The sequence below is a fragment of the Variovorax sp. 160MFSha2.1 genome, assembly GCF_048305075.1.
In the GTDB taxonomy this organism is placed as follows: domain Bacteria; phylum Pseudomonadota; class Gammaproteobacteria; order Burkholderiales; family Burkholderiaceae_C; genus Variovorax; species Variovorax guangxiensis.
In genome coordinates, this window is sequence record NZ_CP157624.1 from 549729 (window position 1) to 568356 (window position 18628).

Annotated in this window: 14 protein-coding genes; 11 read left to right on the plus strand and 3 right to left on the minus strand. The window is 69.2% G+C overall.

The window, feature by feature from the left end; translation table 11 throughout:
• Positions 1 to 268 precede the first annotated feature (268 nt).
• From ABL838_RS02425 to ABL838_RS02455, 7 genes are all read left to right on the plus strand, one after another.
• Positions 269 to 1270, plus strand: a complete 1002-nt coding sequence (locus tag ABL838_RS02425) for a LysR family transcriptional regulator (protein ID WP_418118846.1) — start codon at positions 269 to 271, stop codon at positions 1268 to 1270.
• A 158-nt stretch (positions 1271 to 1428) separates the two neighbouring features.
• Positions 1429 to 2976 carry an AMP-binding protein gene (locus ABL838_RS02430; RefSeq protein ID WP_418123962.1) on the plus strand — a complete coding sequence of 516 codons (1548 nt, stop codon included), beginning with the start codon at positions 1429 to 1431 and terminating at the stop codon, positions 2974 to 2976.
• Position 2977: 1 nt separating this feature from the next.
• The gene (locus ABL838_RS02435) at positions 2978 to 4201 is read left to right on the plus strand and encodes an acyl-CoA dehydrogenase family protein (RefSeq protein WP_418123963.1); all 1224 of its coding nucleotides are present in this window, start codon (positions 2978 to 2980) and stop codon (positions 4199 to 4201) included.
• A gap of 61 nt (positions 4202 to 4262) precedes the next feature.
• Positions 4263 to 5249, plus strand: coding sequence for a Bug family tripartite tricarboxylate transporter substrate binding protein (locus ABL838_RS02440; RefSeq protein WP_418123964.1), 987 nt, complete (start codon positions 4263 to 4265; stop codon positions 5247 to 5249).
• Positions 5250 to 5317: 68 nt separating this feature from the next.
• Complete coding sequence (locus ABL838_RS02445) at positions 5318 to 6031, plus strand: response regulator transcription factor (RefSeq protein ID WP_184640163.1); 714 nt, start codon at positions 5318 to 5320, stop codon at positions 6029 to 6031.
• 61 nt (positions 6032 to 6092) lie between these two features.
• The gene (locus tag ABL838_RS02450) at positions 6093 to 7919 is read left to right on the plus strand and encodes a hybrid sensor histidine kinase/response regulator (RefSeq protein ID WP_184640161.1); all 1827 of its coding nucleotides are present in this window, start codon (positions 6093 to 6095) and stop codon (positions 7917 to 7919) included.
• A 209-nt stretch (positions 7920 to 8128) separates the two neighbouring features.
• Positions 8129 to 10378 (plus strand): LamG-like jellyroll fold domain-containing protein, encoded by a 2250-nt coding sequence (locus ABL838_RS02455; protein ID WP_418123965.1) that lies wholly within the window; start codon positions 8129 to 8131, stop codon positions 10376 to 10378.
• A gap of 25 nt (positions 10379 to 10403) precedes the next feature.
• Here ABL838_RS02455 and ABL838_RS02460 read toward each other — a convergent pair whose 3' ends face one another.
• Positions 10404 to 11435 (minus strand): LacI family DNA-binding transcriptional regulator, encoded by a 1032-nt coding sequence (locus ABL838_RS02460; protein WP_369659905.1) that lies wholly within the window; start codon positions 11433 to 11435, stop codon positions 10404 to 10406.
• A 217-nt stretch (positions 11436 to 11652) separates the two neighbouring features.
• Between ABL838_RS02460 and ABL838_RS02465 the strand changes: the two genes are divergently transcribed.
• Genes ABL838_RS02465 through ABL838_RS02475 form a run of 3 tightly spaced genes read left to right on the plus strand, consistent with a single transcriptional unit; the run spans position 11653 to position 15653 of the window.
• Complete coding sequence (locus ABL838_RS02465) at positions 11653 to 13005, plus strand: GntP family permease (RefSeq protein WP_418123966.1); 1353 nt, start codon at positions 11653 to 11655, stop codon at positions 13003 to 13005.
• A 10-nt stretch (positions 13006 to 13015) separates the two neighbouring features.
• The gene (gene gntK, locus ABL838_RS02470; protein ID WP_418123968.1) at positions 13016 to 14575 is read left to right on the plus strand and encodes a gluconokinase; all 1560 of its coding nucleotides are present in this window, start codon (positions 13016 to 13018) and stop codon (positions 14573 to 14575) included.
• Between the two features lie 52 nt (positions 14576 to 14627).
• A complete protein-coding gene (locus ABL838_RS02475; RefSeq protein ID WP_418123969.1) occupies positions 14628 to 15653 on the plus strand; it encodes a helix-turn-helix domain-containing protein in 1026 nt (341 codons plus the stop codon).
• Positions 15654 to 15690: 37 nt separating this feature from the next.
• Here ABL838_RS02475 and ABL838_RS02480 read toward each other — a convergent pair whose 3' ends face one another.
• The gene (locus ABL838_RS02480) at positions 15691 to 16092 is read right to left on the minus strand and encodes a GFA family protein (RefSeq protein ID WP_418123970.1); all 402 of its coding nucleotides are present in this window, start codon (positions 16090 to 16092) and stop codon (positions 15691 to 15693) included.
• Between the two features lie 5 nt (positions 16093 to 16097).
• Positions 16098 to 16811 carry a YebC/PmpR family DNA-binding transcriptional regulator gene (locus ABL838_RS02485; protein ID WP_126022283.1) on the minus strand — a complete coding sequence of 238 codons (714 nt, stop codon included), beginning with the start codon at positions 16809 to 16811 and terminating at the stop codon, positions 16098 to 16100.
• 104 nt (positions 16812 to 16915) lie between these two features.
• Between ABL838_RS02485 and ABL838_RS02490 the strand changes: the two genes are divergently transcribed.
• Positions 16916 to 18622: a M14 family zinc carboxypeptidase gene (locus tag ABL838_RS02490; RefSeq protein WP_418123971.1), complete on the plus strand. Its 1707-nt coding sequence runs from the start codon at positions 16916 to 16918 to the stop codon at positions 18620 to 18622.
• The last annotated feature ends 6 nt before the right edge of the window (positions 18623 to 18628 follow it).

The window sequence follows — 18628 nt, forward strand, 5'->3', positions numbered from 1 at the left end:
TCTCCAGGCGCGAAACGGGAAGAGCGGCGGCCCGCGATGATTCCGCGCGTGTTGTGGATCGGATCGGCTGTGCTTTGCATGGGGCATGCCAGTGCGTCTGCGCGTTGATCCACAAGAGATTTCCCGATCCGTCGATCGGATGGTGTCGTCGATTCAGACAAATGGCGTGTCTGATTTTCAAACATGTGTCTGATGACCGATCAGGGTTTGCCAGGCCCGCAAGTCCATCGCCGGAGCCGCTGCGGCGCCGCGAGGCATAGTAGCCAGCATGGACCTGCGCACACTCCGCTATTTCATCGCCGTGCTCGAAGCCGGCAGCCTCTCTCGCGCGGCCGGGGCGCTGTACGTGGCGCAGCCGGCGCTCACGGCGCAGATCAAGAAGCTGGAAAGCGAGCTCGGCGTGCAGCTCTTCGAACGCTCGCATGCCGGCGTCACGCCCACCTCGGCCGGGCTGCGCCTGTATGACGACGCCCGCCGCCTGCTGAGCGATGCCGAGGCCATGCGCGAGCGCATCCAGCGCCTGCCGCAGGGGCCAGAAGGCTCGGTCACGCTGGCCATTCCGTTCCTGCTCGCCTCGCTGCTGATGGGGCCGGTGCTGGCCGCGCTCAAGGAGTCGCACCCGCGCGTGCGCGTCTTCGTGCTCGACGGCCTGAGCCTGACGGTGTGCAAGGCCGTGCTCGAGCGCCGCGCCGACGTGGGCATCCTGGTCGATACGCCGCCTCTCGAAGGCTTGCGCTGCAGGCCGATGGCGCAGGAGGGCATGTACTTCTGCGGACGCGATACCGATGGCCGCGTCGCCCGGCTGCTGCGCGCGGCGCCCGCGGGCCGCCGGCGCTCCGCGACGAAGCCGGATGCCGGTGCGCCCGCCTATCCGCTGATTGACCTCGCCGACGCCGCCGCTCAACCGCTGGTGCTGCAGTCGCGCCGATTCGCGATACGGCAGGCAGTGGAGGGTGCGGCGAGCGCCCGCGGCATGCCGCTGAACATCGTCCACGAGCACGATTCCGCGCGTGTGATCCGCTCGCTCTACCTCAGCGGCGCCGGCTTCACCTTCGTGCCGGCCTGTGCTCTCAACGACAGCCCGGCGCCGCGCGAAGGCTGGCTGGTCGCGCGCGTGGTGAACCCGGAGCTTTCGCGCGCATACACGCTGGTCACCGCCGAGCGGCCGCTCGATGCCGTCACGCAGGTGGTGGTGGATGCGCTGACCTCCGAGGCACGGAGCCTGATCAGGCAGCGCAAGTGGATGGCCGAGTGGATGATGCGCGGCTGAGCTCACGCCGAGGCACAACGGGCCATCAATTCCGTTGATGGCCGCGGATCAGCAAACAGTATTTCTCCTGCGGCGCCGCTTCTGGAACAGTGCCGTGAACCGCAAAGGGCGGCACCCAGGAGACAAGCATCAATCCCCCATCCATTCCCCCAAGGCGCGTGGTCGCCAACGTCGGCGCACTCGTGGCGCGCAGCGCGCGTGCCAACGGCCGGCGCATCGCGGTGACGAGCCCCGCGCGCACGCTCAGCTACGCCGAACTGGAACAGCGCAGCAACCGCCTCGCCAACGCGCTGCTGGGCCTCGGCCTCGCGCGCGGCGACCGCGTGGGCATCTACCTGGCCAACTGCGCCGAGATCGTCGAGATCGAGATCGCCTGCTACAAGGCCGGTCTGGTGAAGGCGCCGTTCAACTCGCGCCTGTCACCGAGCGAGGTGGGCGAGATCGCGGCCAACAGCGAGGCCGCGATCATCGTCACCACCAGCGAGCGCGCCGAGAGCTTCCGGGCGCACATCCGCGGCGAGATGCCCCGCCTGCTGCTGCTGGACGGCGATGCCGCGACGAACTACGAGGCCGCGCTCGCTCGCGCCAGCGATGTCTTCGCGCCGGTGGATGTGCATGCCGACGAGCTCGCGGTGCTGCACTACACCTCGGGCTCATCGGGCGTGCTGAAGGCCGCGATGCAGACCTTCGGCAACCGGCTCGCGCAACTGCGCAAGTTCCTGATCCGCTCCGAGGGCATGCACGAAGGGCACATCCTCGGCCTGGTGGGGCCGGTCACGCACGCCTCGGGCATGCAGATCGTGCCGGCGCTGTGCAGCGGCGTGACGATCCGCCTGTTCTCGGGCTTCGAGCCGGCGCGCTTCATCGCAGACATGCGCGCCGACCGCGTGACGCACACCTTCATGGTGCCGACCATGATCAACATGCTGCTGGGCGAGCTCGAGGGCCAATACCGCCCGCTGCCCGACCTGCAGCGCCTGGGCTACGGCGCCGCGCCGATGGCGCCGGCGCGCATCCTCAAGGCCATGGACGTGTTCGGCCCCGTGCTGTCGCAAGGCTACGGCGCGGGCGAGACCACCTCTGGCGTGTGCGCGCTGACCACGCATGACCACCTTCATGCCCGCGCCGCGCGGCCCGAGCGCCTGGCCTCGTGCGGGCGCCCATTGCTCGAATGCGACGTGCGCATCCTCGACGACGAGGGCCAGCCGGTGGCCACCGGCGAGATCGGCGAGATCGTGGTCGGCGGCGAGGACATCTTCGCCGGCTACTGGCGCGCGCCCGAGCTCACGGCCGAGGTGCTGAAGAACGGCCGCTACCACACGGGCGACCTCGCGCGCATGGACGAGGAGGGCTACGTCTACATCGTCGACCGCAAGAAGGACATGGTCATCAGCGGCGGCTTCAACGTCTATCCCTCCGAGGTAGAGGCGGTGCTGTTCCAGCACGAAGCGGTGCAGGAAGCCTGCGTGTTCGCCATTCCCGACGACAAGTGGGGCGAGTCGGTGGCGGCGCACGTGGTGCTCAAGCCCGGCCGCGCGGCGGAGGGCACGGCCATCGACGCTTTCTGCGGCGAGCGGCTGGCGGGCTTCAAGCGCCCGCGCCGCATCGAGTTCGTGGCCTCGCTGCCGAAGAACCCCAACGGCAAGGTGATGCGCAAGGCGGTGCAGGCGCCGTACTGGGCAGGCCAGGAGAGGATGGTGAACTGAGATGGATGCAATGACGACACCCGCCATCAACAACATGGCACCGATCTTCGCGGGGCCCTTCGAGGGCTCGGAGCGCGCCGCCGAAGTCATCGGCCGCGTGCAGGCCTTCCTGAACGGCGAGCTGGCCGACCTGGCGCGCGAGCACGACATCGACAGCGAGCGCGGCGCGCCCCGTGAGCTGCTGCAGCGCGTGTGGAAGCGCTCGCGCGAGCTGGGCTTCTACGGCATGACGCTGCCCGAAAAAATGGGTGGCATGGGCCTCTCGGTGCTCGACCACGCGCTCATCAAGGAGGCGATCTACGCCACCGGCTCGCCCTTCGCGCCGCATGTGTTCGGCGAGCTGAGCGGCCCGCCGCGTGTGGGCGCGCTGGCACGCTTCGCGACGCCGTGGCAGATGCGGAACTTCATCGTGCCGGTGGCCGAGGCCGACAAGGCCATCTGCTTCGCGCTGACGGAAGAACAGGCCGGCTCCGACGCCGGCGCGGTGCAGACGCACGCGGTGCTCGACGGCGACGAGTACATCGTCAACGGCCGCAAGCGCTTCATCTCGGGCGCGCCCTTCGTCGATTTCGCGGTGCTGGTCGCCTCCACCGCCACCGACCCCGCGCAGCGCGAGGTGTCGGCCTTCTTCGTCGACCTGAAGGCGCCCGGCGTGCGCGTGGAGTCGGGCTACAAGACCATGGCCGGCCAGTCGGGCACCGGCAACATCGTGTTCGAGAACGCGCGCGTGCCGGCCGCCAACCTGATCGGCGAGCAGGGCCGGGGCCTGGCGCTGGCGCTGGGCCGCATCACCGTCAACCGGCTGCTGCATTGCCCGGCGATGGTCGGGCTGGCCCAGGTGGCGCTGCGCGACGCGCGCGACTACGCGCTGCAGCGCAAGCAGTTCGGCCGCGCCATCGGCCAGTTCCAGGCCATCCAGCACATGCTGGCCGACATGGCGACCGAACTCGCGGCGGCGCGCGCGCTGATGATCAACACCGCCCGCCAGATCGACGCAGGCTCGGACGCACGCGCCGAGGCCTCCATGGCCAAGCTGTTCTGCTCCGAGACCGCCTTCCGCGTGGCCGACCGCGCGGTGCAGATCCACGGCGGCGAAGGCATCGTGCAGGGCCGGCGCGTGGAGTTCCTCTTCCGCGTGCTGCGCATGTACCGCGTGCTCACCGGCACCAGCGAGATCCAGCGCAACACCATCGCCAAGGAGCTGCTGGCGTCCGAGGCGGGTTGAGAACGCCTTGCGCGTTCCGAAGAGGAAGCAGACAAAGAGACAAGCGACAGGAGACAAGACAATGACCGATCCGCATCGCCGCAAGCTGCTTGGGCACGCCCTGGCCGCCATGCTGCTGCCCCTGGGCACGGGCCTCGCGCGGGCCGAAGAGGCCTACCCCAGCCGTCCCATCAAGTGGGTGCTGCCCTACCTGGCCGGCACCGGCCCCGACATCACCGCGCGCATCTTCGCCGAGGCGGTGGCGCCGGTCATCGGCCAGCCGGTGGTGATCGAGAACAAGGCCGGCGCGGCCGGCAACATCGGCGCGCGCATCGTCGCCAAGTCTCCGGCGGACGGCTACACCTGGATCTACTCGGCCGCGCCCATGGCCGCCAACATGCGCATGTACCGCAACCCGGGCTACGACGCGCTGAAGGACTTCCGCCACGTGATGCGGCTGGCCAGCTCCGACGTGGTGCTGGTCGTGAACGCCAGCTCCGACGTCCGCAGCCTGGCCGACCTCGTGGCCAGGGCCAAGGCGCAACCCGGGCAGCTGGCCTATGCCTCGGGCGGCGTGGGCACGCCTTCGCACCTGGGCGTGGAGATGCTGCTCTCGGCCGAGAACGTCACCGCGCTGCATGCGCCCTACAAGGGCGCCTCCGAGCTGGTCAACGCGGTGCTCGGCGACCAGGTCGCGTTCGGCATGCCGATCTTCAGCGTTGCCTATCCGCAGATCGTGGCCGGCAAGCTGCGTCCGCTGGCGGTGGCGGGAGCGAAGCGCAACCCCGTGCTGCCGCAGGTGCCCACGCTGGCCGAGCTGGGCGTGAAGGGGGCCGAGCTCACCTCGTGGGGCGGCATCTCGGTGCCGGCTGGCACGCCCGACGCCATCGTGCAGCGCATCCGCACCGCCTTCGAAAAGGCGCTGGCGCAGCCCAGGGTGGTCGCGGCGCTGCAGGAGCAGGGCGGCAGGGTCGACATGCAGGACGGTTCGGCCTACACCACGGGCTTCACCAAGGAGATGGTATTCACCGAGGCCATGATGAAGAAGGTGGGGCTGGAGCCGCTCTGAGCCTGCCGGGCGCGGCCATGACTTTGGGCACTTACGGTGCCCCACGGGTCGCAAATAGCATCCGGGGGATGACAGAGACCGACAGGCCCGCATCCCCGGCCGAGGAGACCCGGCGACAGCGAGACCCCGCGCGGCCGCGCGCCATCCTGGTCGTGGACGATCACGACCTCGTGCGCATGGGCGTGTGCGCGCTGCTGGAGGCCAACGTGTCGGCCACGCCCATCGAGGTGCTCGAGGCCGGCAACCTGGCCGAGGCCATGGCGGTCTTCGAGGACAACCAGGAAGCGATCGAACTGGTGCTGCTCGACCTGGCGCTGCCCGACACGCAGGGCCTGAGCGGGCTCATGGAATTCCGATCGCGCTATCCCGAGGCGCGCATCGTGGTGCTCTCGGGCACCGGCAACACGACGCTCGCGCAAGACACGCTCGCGCAGGGAGCGATGACGCTGGGCGCCTTCGCGTACCTGCCGAAGTCGGCCACGCTGCGCGAAGTCGTGAGCTTCATCCGCGCCTGCGGCCTGCTGGGCGGCGACGCGGTGAACTACCAGCCTCCCGCCATGCCCGCGCCGTCCGATGCCGTGGCGCCTTCGTCCAGCAACGCCCGGCACAAGCTCACGAAGCGGCAGCTCCAGGTGCTCAACTGGTTGCTGGAGGGAAAGAGCAACCACGAGATCGCCTTGCTGGCCGAGATCAGCGAAGGCACGGTCAAGAACTATGTCGCGGGCATCCTGCTGCAGTTCGGCATGCGCTCGCGCGCGCAGTTGATCAGCAGCCTGCGCTGAGCCGGGCCCTGCCGCGGCAGGCAACGGGGCGCGATGAAGGCCTCGAAGGGAGACAAGGGAAATGAAGAAGAACGATCCGGCCCCGGGGCGCTTGCCCGTCGACGCCACGCTCGAGTTGCGCGTGCTGCGCGAGCACGTCGCCTCGCTGTACGCGGGCCACACCACGGCCATCGTCGCGCACATGGGCTTCGCCATCGGCATCGGGTGCTTCGGCTACTTCTTCGTCGATCCGGCCTTCAGGCTGCTGATCGTGGCGCTGATCACCGCGATCGTGCTGGTGGACCTGTACGCCATCGTCACGCCGCGCTGGACGCCGCAGGTGCCGCTGTCGGAAACGCCCGCGTGGGCGAAGAAGTACACCCGCATCGTCACAGCGGTCAGCACCGTGACTGCGCCCAGCAGCCTCTTCCTCGTGAGCATCCAGGACTCGATGCTGACCACTTTCGTCACGGTGGTCATCATGGGCAGCTGGACCCGCGCGGTGCAGGCGCGCTGGCCGCTGCGCACCGCGATGTTCGGCTACGGCATTCCGATGATGAGCGGGCTCATCATCTCGCTGGCCTGGTATGGCGGCGCGCTCAACTGGTTCCTGGCCGGCTTCGCCTTCGTCAACCTCGTGCTGACGCTGAGCGAGGGCGTCAAGCAGAACAAGCGGCTGACGGCCACGCTGATCCTGCAGTTCGAGAACGAGGCGCTCGCCGCGCAGCTGCGCGAGCAGATCGCCGCCACCGAGCGCGCCAGCGCCGAGAAGACCCACTTCCTCGCCGCCGCCAGCCACGACCTGCGCCAGCCCATGCATGCCATCGCGCTGTTCGGCGCCGCTTTGGGCAACACGCTGCGCCACCGGCCCGAGGAGCGAAACGTCGAGCGGCTGATGCGCGCGGTGAACGCGCTCGGCGCATCGCTGGACACCATGCTCGACATCTCCCGGCTCGACGCCGGCGTGGTGCAGCCCGTGCCGATCGCGCTGGGGCTCGACGAGCTGCTGCTGCCGCTGCACAACACCTTTTCCGTGCAGGCCGAGCGCAAGCGGCTGCAGCTGCGCGTGCGCGCCAGCGGCCTGTGGGTGCGCAGCGACCCGCAGCTGCTGTACCGCATGCTCTCCAACCTCGTGGACAACGCGCTGAAGTACACGCGCCAGGGCGGCGTGACCGTGATGGCGCGCAGGCGCGGCGAGCAGGTGTGGATCGAGGTGCGCGACACCGGCATCGGCATCGCCCCCGAGCAGGCGGAGCGCATCTTCGAGGAGTTCTACCAGGTGAACAACCCGGGGCGCGACCGCTCGCGCGGCCTGGGCATCGGGCTGTCGATCGTGCGGCGCCTCGGCCGCCTGCTCGGCCACGGGGTCGAGCTGCGCTCGCGCCCCGGGCGCGGCACGCGCTTCCGTCTCGTGCTGCCGCTGGCCGAACCCTCGGAGGCATCGCAGGACAGCCTGCCGCTGCAGGAATTCGAATCGCCGGTTCGCCACTTCTTCCAGGTGCCGGAACTCGGCGGGCGCGTACTGCTGATCGACGACGAGGAGGACATCCGCGAGGCGATGACCGAGCTCATGCGCGCCTACGGCATCGACGTCGTGGCGGTGGCCGACGAGGCCGAGGCAGTGGAAGTCCTTGCGCAGCCCGACGCGGACCTGAATCCGGTCGCATTGCTGATGTGCGACTACCGCCTGGGCGACGGTGCCGAGGGCCTGCAGGTGGGACTGCGGCTGCGCGAGCGCTTCAGGCTCGATGCGCCGATGCTGCTCATCACCGGCGAGACCGCGCCCGAGCGCCTGCAGCGCGTGCGCGAGTGGGGCGTGCCGGTGCTGTTCAAGCCGGTCAGCGCGGCCACGCTGATGCAGGCCATCATCGAGCTCGTGCATATGGATGCGCGCATGGAGGACGCCTGAACCCGCCACGCGTCCGGCGAACCGGCTGGCACTGACATTCCTGGGCGCGCCGCTTGCGGGAGTGACAGCGAATGTCACGCCACTGCATGCATTTGCGACGCAATGCAAGGCCATTGCATTCACCGCTGCGCGCAATGGCACGCCGCGCGGCGGCGCAGGCGCGCGGGCATGCCGATTGCTGAATCGACTCCTTACAGGTTTCTGCAAGGATGCACGCGTTGGACGACGACAAGAACGGCTTCTCCCTGGATCGCCGCGTTTTCTTTCTGGGCACGGCAAGTGCCCTGACCCTCGGGACCACGGCTTGCGGAGGAGGGGGAGGCAGCTTCTTCTTTCCGGCAGCGGGCACCGGCACGCAGGGCTCCACCGCTGCCACCACCGGGCAGCCGCAGACGACGGTCACGGCCGCCGACGCGGTCGACACGACAACAGCACCAGCAACGACAGACCCGGTCACGCAGACACGAAAGTTCGTACATCCCGGCCTGCTGCACACCGAGGCCGACTTCGAGCGCATGCGCCAGAAGGTCGCGGCGCAGGCACAGCCCTGGCTCGACGGCTGGAAAGCGCTGACCTCCAGCGGCCGCTCGCAGCTCGGCGCCACGCCGCGGCCGCTGGCCACGGTGATTCGCGGCGGAGACGGCCAGAACTTCGCGCAGATGTACATCGACATCGCGCGCGCCTACCAGCTCGCATTGCGCTGGAAGGTCTCGCAGGACAAGCGCTATGCCGACCTCGCGGTCGTCTTCCTGAATGCATGGTCGTCCACGCTGACGCTGGTCACCGGCAACTCCGACCGCTTCCTCGCCGCCGGCATCTACGGCTACCAGTTCGCGAACGCGGGCGAGATCATGCGCAGCTACGAGGGCTGGGCCGCGAGCGATTTCGCGCGCTTCCAGAACATGATGCTCACGCTGTTCTACCCGCTCAACCACAGCTTCCTGATCAACCACAACGGCTCCGAAATCACCAACTACTGGGCCAACTGGGACCTGTGCAACATCGCGTCGATGCTGGCCATCGGCGTGCTGTGCGACCGTACCGACATCTACGACGAGGCGATGGGCTACTTCAAGGCCGGCCAGGGCAATGGCGCGGGCCTGCAGGCGGTCTACCAGGTGCATCCGGGCTACCTCGGCCAGTGGCAGGAAAGCGGCCGCGACCAGGGCCACTGCACGCTGGGCATCGGCCTGGCGGCCGCGTTCCACGAGATGGCGTGGAACCAGGGCGACGACACCTACGGCTACGAGAACAACCGCTTCCTCGCGGGCGCCGAGTACGTCGCCAGGTCGAACCTCGTCGACAGCAGCACCGGCACCTTCTACACCGTGCCCTTCTTCACCAACGTCAACAGGCAGGGCACGCAGTCGGTGCTGGCGACCGGGGGGCAGGGGCACCGGCGCCCCGTCTGGGAGAGCGTCTACAACCACTACGCGAACCGCCTGGGCGTCGCCGCGCCCTACACCTCGCTGCAGGCGATACAGATGCGCCCCGAGTCCGACGGCGGCAACGGCGACCAGCTGGGCTTCGGCACGCTGACCTTCACGCGCGATCCGTTCGCGGCGCCGGGCAAGCCGAGCGGGCTCACGGCGCACGTGCGCGGCACGCAGGTGGTGCTGTCGTGGTGGGGCTGCCCCGATGCGCAGAGCTACACCGTCAGGCGAGCGAGCACCTCGGGCGGGCCCTACAGCGACATCGCATCGGGCATCACCGACACGCTGACCTTCACCGACGCCGGTGTCGCGGCCGACGATGTCTGGTACTACGTGGTCGTCGCGGTCGGCGCATCAGGCGAGAGCGCCGCCTCCAACGAAGAGCGCGCGGCGATCAGGGCCGAGCTGCTGCTGCAGCTGAAGTTCGACGAATCCGCGGGCACGCAGGCTGCCGACGCCACCGGGCGGTTCGCGGCCGGCGAACTGCAGGGCGACGCGACCTGGACCGCCGGACGCAAGGGTAACGCCGTCGCCCTTGGCGGCACCAACGGCTGCGTGGCGCTGCCTGCCGGCGCGGCGAAGAACATCGCCGACTTCAGCATCGCGGCCTGGCTCTACATCGACACGCTCGCGACTTGGTCGCGCGTCTTCGACTTCGGCTCCGGCACTCGCCGCTACATGATGCTGACGGTGCGCAACGGCAGCGGCGTGCCGCGCTTCTCCATCACCACCGAGCACGGCTACAACGAACAGGTGATCGACGGCTCGGCGGCGATGCCCATCGGCCGGTGGGTGCATGTGGCGGTGACCGTGTCGGACACGCTGGGCACCCTGTACGTGGACGGCGTCGAGGCCGGCTCCAACGCGCAGATGAGCCTCGCGCCCGCCGACCTCGGCGCTACCACGCAGAACTGGCTGGGCCGCTCGCAGTATCCGAGCGATGCGTTCCTGAAGGGCCGCATCGACGACTTCCGCATCTACGGCGGTGCGCTGGGCAGCGCGGAGGTGGCGGCGCTGGCGCTGTAGGCCGCGCGCCTTCGGTTGCCTGGCCTCAGCTGCTTTGCCGGGCCATCAGCTCGAAGCCCAGGTCCACCGTTCGCTCGGCCACGGTCTCCCCGCGCATCAGCGCCAGCAGCATCGCGGCCGCGCGTTCGCCGATCTCGCGGCGCGGCGTGCGCACGGTGGTCAGCGGCGGCAGCATCTGGTCGCTGCCGCCCAGATCGTTGAAGCCGGCGATCGCCACGCGCCGCGGCACCTCGACGCCGTTGCGCAGCGCGGCCAGCAGCGCGCCCTGGGCGAGGTCGTCGTTGCAATAGAAGATGGCGTCCACGTCGGGGTGGCGCGCGAGCAGGTCCTCGAACTGGCGGCCGCCCAGCGCCATGGAAGTCGGCCCCGGCACCAGCAGTTCGAGCGCGGGGTCGTGGCAGCCCGCCGCGCGCAGCGCCTCGCGATAGCCTTCCAGGCGCATCATCACGCGCGGATCGAGCTGGCCGGCGGCATAGGCGATGCGCCGGCGGCCGCCTTGCAGCAGGTGCTGCACGATGGCGCGCCCCGCGTCGCGCTGCGAGAAGCCCACGCTGTGCACGCCCGCGTCGGCCGAGGTTTCCATCAGGTACACGCAGGGCGCGTTGCTGCGCTCCAGCATCTGCACGGCCGCGTCGCTCCGGTCGAAGCCCGTCAGCAGCACGCCGGCCGGGCGCTGCGAGAGGTAGCTGCGCAGCAGCGCCTCTTCCTGCCTCGGGTCGTAGTGCGTCACGCCGATGAGCGACTGGAAACCGTGCGGCGACAGCGCGTCCTGCACCGCCTCGAGCAGCTCCACGAAGAGCTGGTTTGTCAGCGAGGGGATCAGCACCGCCACGTGGGAGCTGCGCGCCGAGGCCAGCGCGCGCGCTGCCACATTGGGCACGTAGCCGAGCTGGTCGACCGCCGCCTGCACGCGGGCCTGCAGCTCGGGCGCCACGTTGCGCGCGCCGCGCAGCGCCCGCGACACGGTGATCGGGCTCACCCCGCAGGCGCGCGCCACGTCGTCGAGGGTGACGTGGCTGGAAGAGCGGGAGCGCGGGCGGTCGGGGGTGTCGGCCATGGTCGGGCGTGTCTCAGGGTTAATACCAATCCGGATTTGGATAGCGCTGTCCTAGGATAGCGCTATCCCAGCCCCTGGCCGATTCGGAAAAACCCGAGCGCCCACCAGAGCGGGCTTTTTTTGAATCGTGCAGGATAGCGCTGTCCCGAAGCTGTCCAGCCCACCGGGCCGCCGCCTTGCCTTGTTTTCGCAAAGGCCCGGATCCAGGAGACAACCCATGTTCGGAATGAGCCAAGAGATCTTCCTGCTCGTCGACGCCCTGGTGGCGATCCTCGGGCTGATCCTTCTGATCACGCGCTGGCGCGTGCACCCCTTCATCGCGCTGACGCTGGCCGCGGGCTTCCTGGGCCTGACCTCGGGCATGCCGGTGGACAAGGTGATGAAGTCCTTCCAGGACGGCTTCGGCGGCGTGCTGGGCTTCGTGGGCATCGTGCTCGGCCTGGGCACCATGCTCGGCAAGATGATGGCGGAGTCGGGCGGCGCCGACCGCATCGCGCGCACGCTGATCGACGCCTTCGGCCGCGAGCGCGTGCACTGGGCGATGATGTTCGCGGCGTTCCTGGTGGGCATCCCGCTGTTCTTCGAGATCGGCTTCGTGCTGCTGATCCCGCTGGTGTTCATCGTGGCGCGGCGCACCGGCGTGTCGCTCATCCGCATCGGCATCCCGCTGCTGGCGGGCCTGTCGGTGGTGCACGGCCTGGTGCCGCCGCATCCGGGGCCGCTGCTGGCCATCGGCGTGTTCAACGCCGACATCGGCAAGACCATCTTCTACGGCCTGATCGTCGGGCTGCCCACCGCGATGATCGCGGGCCCGATCTTCGGCAAGTTCATCTCGAAGTACGTGCCGGGCGAGGCCTCGCCCGAGCTCATGGAACAGCTGGCGCGCGAACCCGAGGCGCGCGAGCTGCCCGGCTTCGGCATCACGCTCGTCACCGTGCTGCTGCCGGTGGCGCTGATGCTGCTGAAGACCTTCGCCGACGTGGCGCTCGACGAGAAGAACATCGTGCGCCAGTGGATGGACTTCATCGGCCACCCGATCACCGCGCTGCTGGCAGCTCTGCTGCTGTCGCTCTACACCTTCGGCGTCGCGCGCGGCTTCACCTCGAAGCAGATCATGAAGTTCGTCGACGACAGCCTCGCGCCGACCGCGGCCATCGTGCTGATCATCGGCGCGGGCGGCGGCTTCAAGCAGATGCTGGTGGCCAGCGGCGTGGGCAACGCGATCGGACAGATGGCGCTGCATGCGCAGGTCTCGCCGATCCTGCTGGCCTGGCTGGTGGCGGGGCTGATCCGCATCGCCACAGGTTCGGCCACGGTGGCGACCATCACCGGCGCGGGCATCGTCGCGCCGCTGGCGACCATGGTGCCGGGCGTCAACCGCGAACTGCTGGTGCTGGCCACCGGCGCGGGCTCGCTGATTCTTTCGCACGTCAACGACGCGGGCTTCTGGCTGGTGAAGCAATACTTCAACATGAGCGTGGCCGAGACCTTCAAGACCTGGACCGTGATGGAAACGCTGATCTCGGTCGTGGCCATCGTCTTCATCATGCTGCTGAACATGGTCGTCTGAGGAGAAAAGCATGGGTCGCATCGTCATCGGCGTCGACATCGGAACCACCAGCACGAAGGCCGTGGCCTTCACGCCCGCCGGGCGCGTGCTGGCGCACGACGCGACCGAATACCCGCTGCTGCAGCCCGAGGCTGGCGCCGCCGAGCAGGACCCGCAGCAGATCTTCCAGGCCGTGCTCTCGGCCATCGCCAACTGCGTGAAGCAGGCCAAGGCTTCGCCTGCCGACGTGCTCGCCGTGTCCTTCAGCGCGGCGATGCACAGCCTGATTCTGGTCGACGACGCGGGCGTGCCGCTCACGAACAGCATCACCTGGGCCGACCACCGCGCCTCGGCCTGGGCCACGCGCATCCGCGACGAGTGGGATGGCCTCGCGATCTATCGCCGTACGGGCACGCCGATCCATCCGATGTCGCCGCTGGCCAAGCTGGTGTGGCTGCGCCACGAGCGCGCCGAACTCTTCTCGCGCGCCGCGCGCTTTGTCGGCATCAAGGAGTACGTGTTCTTCCGGCTCTTCGGCCAGTGGCAGGTCGACCATTCGATCGCCTCCGCCACCGGCCTCTTCGACATCGAACGGCTCGAGTGGGACGAGGCAGCGCTCGCGCTCGCCGGTGTGCACGCCGAACAGCTTTCGCGCCCGGTGCCGACCACCTGGCACGTCGAGGGCCTCGCGAGCGACGTGGCGAAGCAGCTGGGGCTGGCGCGCGACACGCCCTTCGTCATCGGCGCGAACGACGGCGTGCTCTCCAACCTGGGCGTGAACGCGGTGGCTCCCGGCGAGGTGGCAGTGACCATCGGCACCAGCGGCGCGATGCGCACCGTGGTCGACCACCCGATGACCGACCCCGAGGGCCGCACCTTCTGCTATGCGCTCGCCGAGCGGCGCTGGGTGGTGGGCGGGCCGGTGAACAACGGCGGCATCATCCTGCGCTGGGTGCGCGACGAGTTCGCCTCGGCCGAGGCCGAGACCGCCAAGCGCCTGGGCATCGACACCTACGAGGTGCTCACGCGCATCGCCGAGCGCGTTTCGGCCGGCTCCGAAGGACTGGTGTTCCACCCCTTCCTCACCGGCGAGCGAGCGCCCTACTGGAACGCCGACCTGCGCGGCTCCTTCTTCGGGCTGGGCATCCACCACCGCAAGGAGCACATGATCCGCGCGGTGCTCGAGGGCGTGATCTTCAACCTGCACAGCATCCTGCCGGCGGTGGAATCCATCGCCGGGCGCAGTGCACGCATCAAGGCCACCGGCGGCTTCGCGCGCTCGGGCATGTGGCGCCAGATGATGGCCGACGTGTTCGACCGCGAGGTGGTCGTGCCCGAGAGCTTCGAGAGCTCCTGCCTCGGCGCCGCGGTGCTCGGGCTCTACGCGCTGGGCCATGTCGATTCGCTCGACGCGGTCGCGGGCATGGTCGGCGCCACCCATCGCCACACGCCCAACGCCAAGAACGCCGCGCTCTACCGGCAGCTGCTGCCGGTGTACCACTCGCTGCCGCGCAAGCTCGGCGAGGAATACCGGCTGCTCGCCGCGTTCCAGCAGCAGACGGCGGTGCCACCGCCGCAGCGGCGAAGCTGACGGCCTGCCGGTCGTCGTTGTCCATCGGAGATTTGCTGAAGGAAAACCGGTCTTGCTGAACACGATGACACCCGCTTCCGTTCCACACGCGCATCCGCATCCGCACGCGAAAGCCGCGCGACCCCTGTCGCCGGCACGGCGGCATGGCGCGCGCGGCATCGAGGCGGCCGCATGGCGCAAGGCGGCGTCCCCCGCGCCGGTTCGCGCTGGCGAAACGGGCGACATCTGCGCCACGGTCCGGTGCGAGCCGGCCTCCGGGCCCGCGGCCCACGCGAGCGCAACGCGCTGCATGCACGACCACGAGCTGCACCTGATCGGCGCCGCGCCGGCACGCCTGCGCATCGGAAGCGGCGGGGACGAAGAGGTCCACAGCTTCGCACCCGGCACCGTCGTGCTGCTCGGGCCCCGGCTGCCGCGCAGCCTCGCGTTCGAGCATCGCGCGCTGCCGGGCAGCGGCTCCACGGATGGATTGGTGCTGCGCTTCGGCGACGAGCCGCTCAAGCGCGGCATGGCGCTCTTCCCGGAACTCGCCGACGCCGGGCCGCTGCTGGCCCGGGCGCGGCTGGGCGTGCGGTTCGTCGGCCTGGAAGCGGGCACCATCGCGCGTCTGCGCCGCGTGGAGGCGTCGAGCGGGCTCGCGCGCTTTGCCGAATTCGCCGCGCTGCTGAACGAACTCGCGCAGTGGCGCGACTACCGCGTGCTCTCCGGCGTCGCCCTGGCCGGCGAAGGCCTGGGCGAGGACGCCCGCACGCTGCGCATGTGCAAGGCGATCGACCACATCCGCGACAACTACGCCGAAGACCTCTCGCTTGCCGATGTTGGCGCGATCGTGGGCATGCGCGAGAACGCCTTCTCGCGCAGCTTCCGCCGCACCACCGGGCAGACCTTCACCGACTTCGTGATCGGCCTGCGCGTGGCCAGGGCCTGCCGGCTGCTGGCAACGACGCGCCAGCACGTGAGCAGCATCTGCTACGAGGTTGGTTTCAACAACGTCTCGAACTTCAACCGGCACTTCCGGCGGATCGAGGGAATGACGCCGGGCGAGTTTCGCGCCCGCCATCCGGGAACCGCCGGCTGAAGCGCGCGGGTGGCAGCACGAAGCGCGACGCCCGGCTTCAGCCGGCGTGGTCCTGGTACTGCGGCAGGTCGTCCGTGATCGTGAACCATGGTGCCTTCGAACCCACGAAGATGTGCGCGTCCGGCCGGATCGCGGGCGCGTCGACCAGCGTGCCCAGCGTGACGTGCACGTACTGCCCGTCGCGCACCACCGAGCACAGCAGCGAGCCGCATTTCGCGCAGTGCAGGTCGCCCGCGTCCGGCTTGCCGTAGACCGTGATGCCGTCTTCGCCCTGCGTGATCGCGAACTTGCTTCGCTCGATGCCCGCGAAGGGCTTGAAGGCCGAGCCGGTCGCGCGGCGGCAGTCGGCGCAGTGGCAGTTGAGCGAATAGGTGAACTCGTCCGCCACCGCGTAGTGGACGGCGCCGCACAGGCACCTGCCGGAAAGCACGCGCGGCATGGGGCTCAGCCCGCCAGCCCCACGTACACGTTCTGCACGTCGTCGTTCGCGTCGATGGCAGCGAGGAAGGTTTCGACTTCCTCCAGCGCCTCGGCGCTCAGGCTCGCCGGATCCACGGGGTTCTTCGGCTTGTAGCCCAGCTTGGCCGACAGCACGGTGAAGCCTTGCGCGGGCAGGGCGCGGCTCACGAGGTCGAGGTCGGTGGGGTCGGTGAGGAAGACGGCGGGGTGGTCCTCGCCGGCCGGTTCGAAGTCCTGCGCGCCGGCTTCGATGGCGGCCACTTCGGGGTCGGCGTCGGGGCGGGCGGGCTCGGCCTCGATCATGCCGACGTGGTCGAAGTCCCAGGACACCGAGCCCGAGGTGCCGAGCTGGCCCTTGCGGAAGAGCACGCGCATCTCGGGCGCTGTGCGGTTCACGTTGTCGGTGAGGCATTCGACCATCACCGCCACGCGGTGCGGCGCGAAGCCTTCGTAGATCACGTGCTCGTAGTTGACCGATTCACCCGTCAGGCCCGCGCCCTTCTTGATGGCGCGGTCGAGCGTTTCCTTGGGCATCGAGGCCTTGCGGGCCTGCTCCACCGCCAGCCGCAGGCGCGAGTTGGAGGCGGGATCGGCTCCGTTGCGCGCGGCCACCACGATTTCCTTGACGAGCTTGCCGAACAGCCGGCCCTTGGCGTTGGCGGCGATGTCCTTGTGCTTGGCTTTCCACTGGGCGCCCATGTCGTTTCCTTGAATGAATATGTATTGCTTGCGGCCTTGTCTGGCTCTTTTGAAGAAAGAAGGGCTCGATGACCGGGAGGGGCGACTACTGTAGCCTTCTTCCCATGACCGCTCCACAGGACACCTCGTACGTCACGCCGTTCGAAGCAGGCAACGGCAACCAGACCGCCACCTGGGCCGAATGCATCGCCTTCTACGAGCGGCTGGCCAGTGATTTCCCCGGCGTGCTGCGCTGGGGCGAGATAGGCACCTCGGACACCGGCGCCCCGATCCATGCGGGCGTGGTCACCGCCGACGGCGTGTTCGACCGCGAAACGCTCAAGCGCCAGGGCCGCCCGGTGTTCTTCAACAACAACGGCATCCACCCCGGCGAGCCCGAGGGCATCGACACCTGCATGGCGCTGGTGCGCGACTTCTGCACGCAGCCCGGCAGGCTGGCGGCACTGGGCGACACGGTGTTCCTCTTCATCCCGGTCTACAACGTGGACGGCTGCATCGACCGGCAGAACACTTCGCGCGTCAACCAGCTCGGGCCCGAGTCGTTCGGCTTCCGCGGCAACGGCCGGCACCTGGACCTGAACCGCGACTTCATCAAGTGCGACAGCCTCGCCGCGCAGGTGTTCAACCGCTTCTTCACCGCCTGGGACCCGGACGTGATGGTCGACACCCACACATCCAACGGCGCGGACTACAGCTACACCATGACGCTGATCCCGACCCAGCCCGACAAGCTCGGCGGCGGGCTCGGCGCCTTCCTGCGCGAGAACATGCTGCCCGCGGTCTACGCCGGCATGGAGCGGCGCGGCTGGCCCACCTGCCCGTACATGAACCTGCTGGCCGAGACGCCCGACGACGGCATCGAGGACTTCCTCGACACGCCGCGCTTTTCCACCGGCTATGCCGCGTTGCACCACACCATCGGCTTCATGCCGGAGACCCACATGCTCAAGCCCTTCGCCGACCGCGTGGCCTCGATGCGGGCGCTGGTGGAGACGGTGCTCGACTTCAGCATCGCGAATGCGGCGCGCATCCAGGAGCTGCGCCGCGAGGCAAAGGCTGAAGCCGCACGGCAGGCGCGCTGGCCCCTGACCTGGCGCAACGACCGCAGCCGGCCCGCGAGCCTGCGCTTCAAGGGCTACAGCGCGGTCCGCGCGCCCAGCCTGCTGGGCAGCTACGAGCGCCTGGCCTACGACCGCAGCCGGCCGTGGGAGAAGGACATCGTGCATTTCGACCGCTGCGTCGAGGAAGCGACGGCCGCCGCGCCGAAGGCCTATCTCGTGCCCCAGGCATGGCGCGAGGCGATCGAGCGGCTGGCGTGGAACGGCGTCGAGTTGCAGCGGCTCGAGGAAGACCGGCTCTTCGACGCGGCGCGCGTCTACCGCATCCGCGACGTGACCTCGCGCCCCGGTGCCTACGAAGGCCACATGTTCCACGACGAGGTGGTGCTGACCGAAGGCACCGAGCCCTTCCAGGCGCGCGCGGGCGACGTCCTCGTTTCGCTGGACCAGCCGCGTGCCCGCTACGCGGTCGAGACGCTGGAGCCGCTCGCGCACGACAGCTTCTTCCGCTGGGGCTTCTTCAACAGCGTTCTGGAGAAGAAGGAGAACTTCTCGGCCTACGTCTTCGAGGACACGGCGCTGCGCATGCTGGAGGAAGAAGCCGGGCTCAGGCAGCGCTTCGAGCAATGGAAAGCGGAGCACCCCGCTCTGCTGTCCGACCCGAAGGCGGTGCTGGGCTTCATCTTCACGCACGGGCGGCGCCATGCGGAGGCGGGGTGGCGGCGCTATCCGGTCGTCGCGCTGATGCGATAGCAGGCC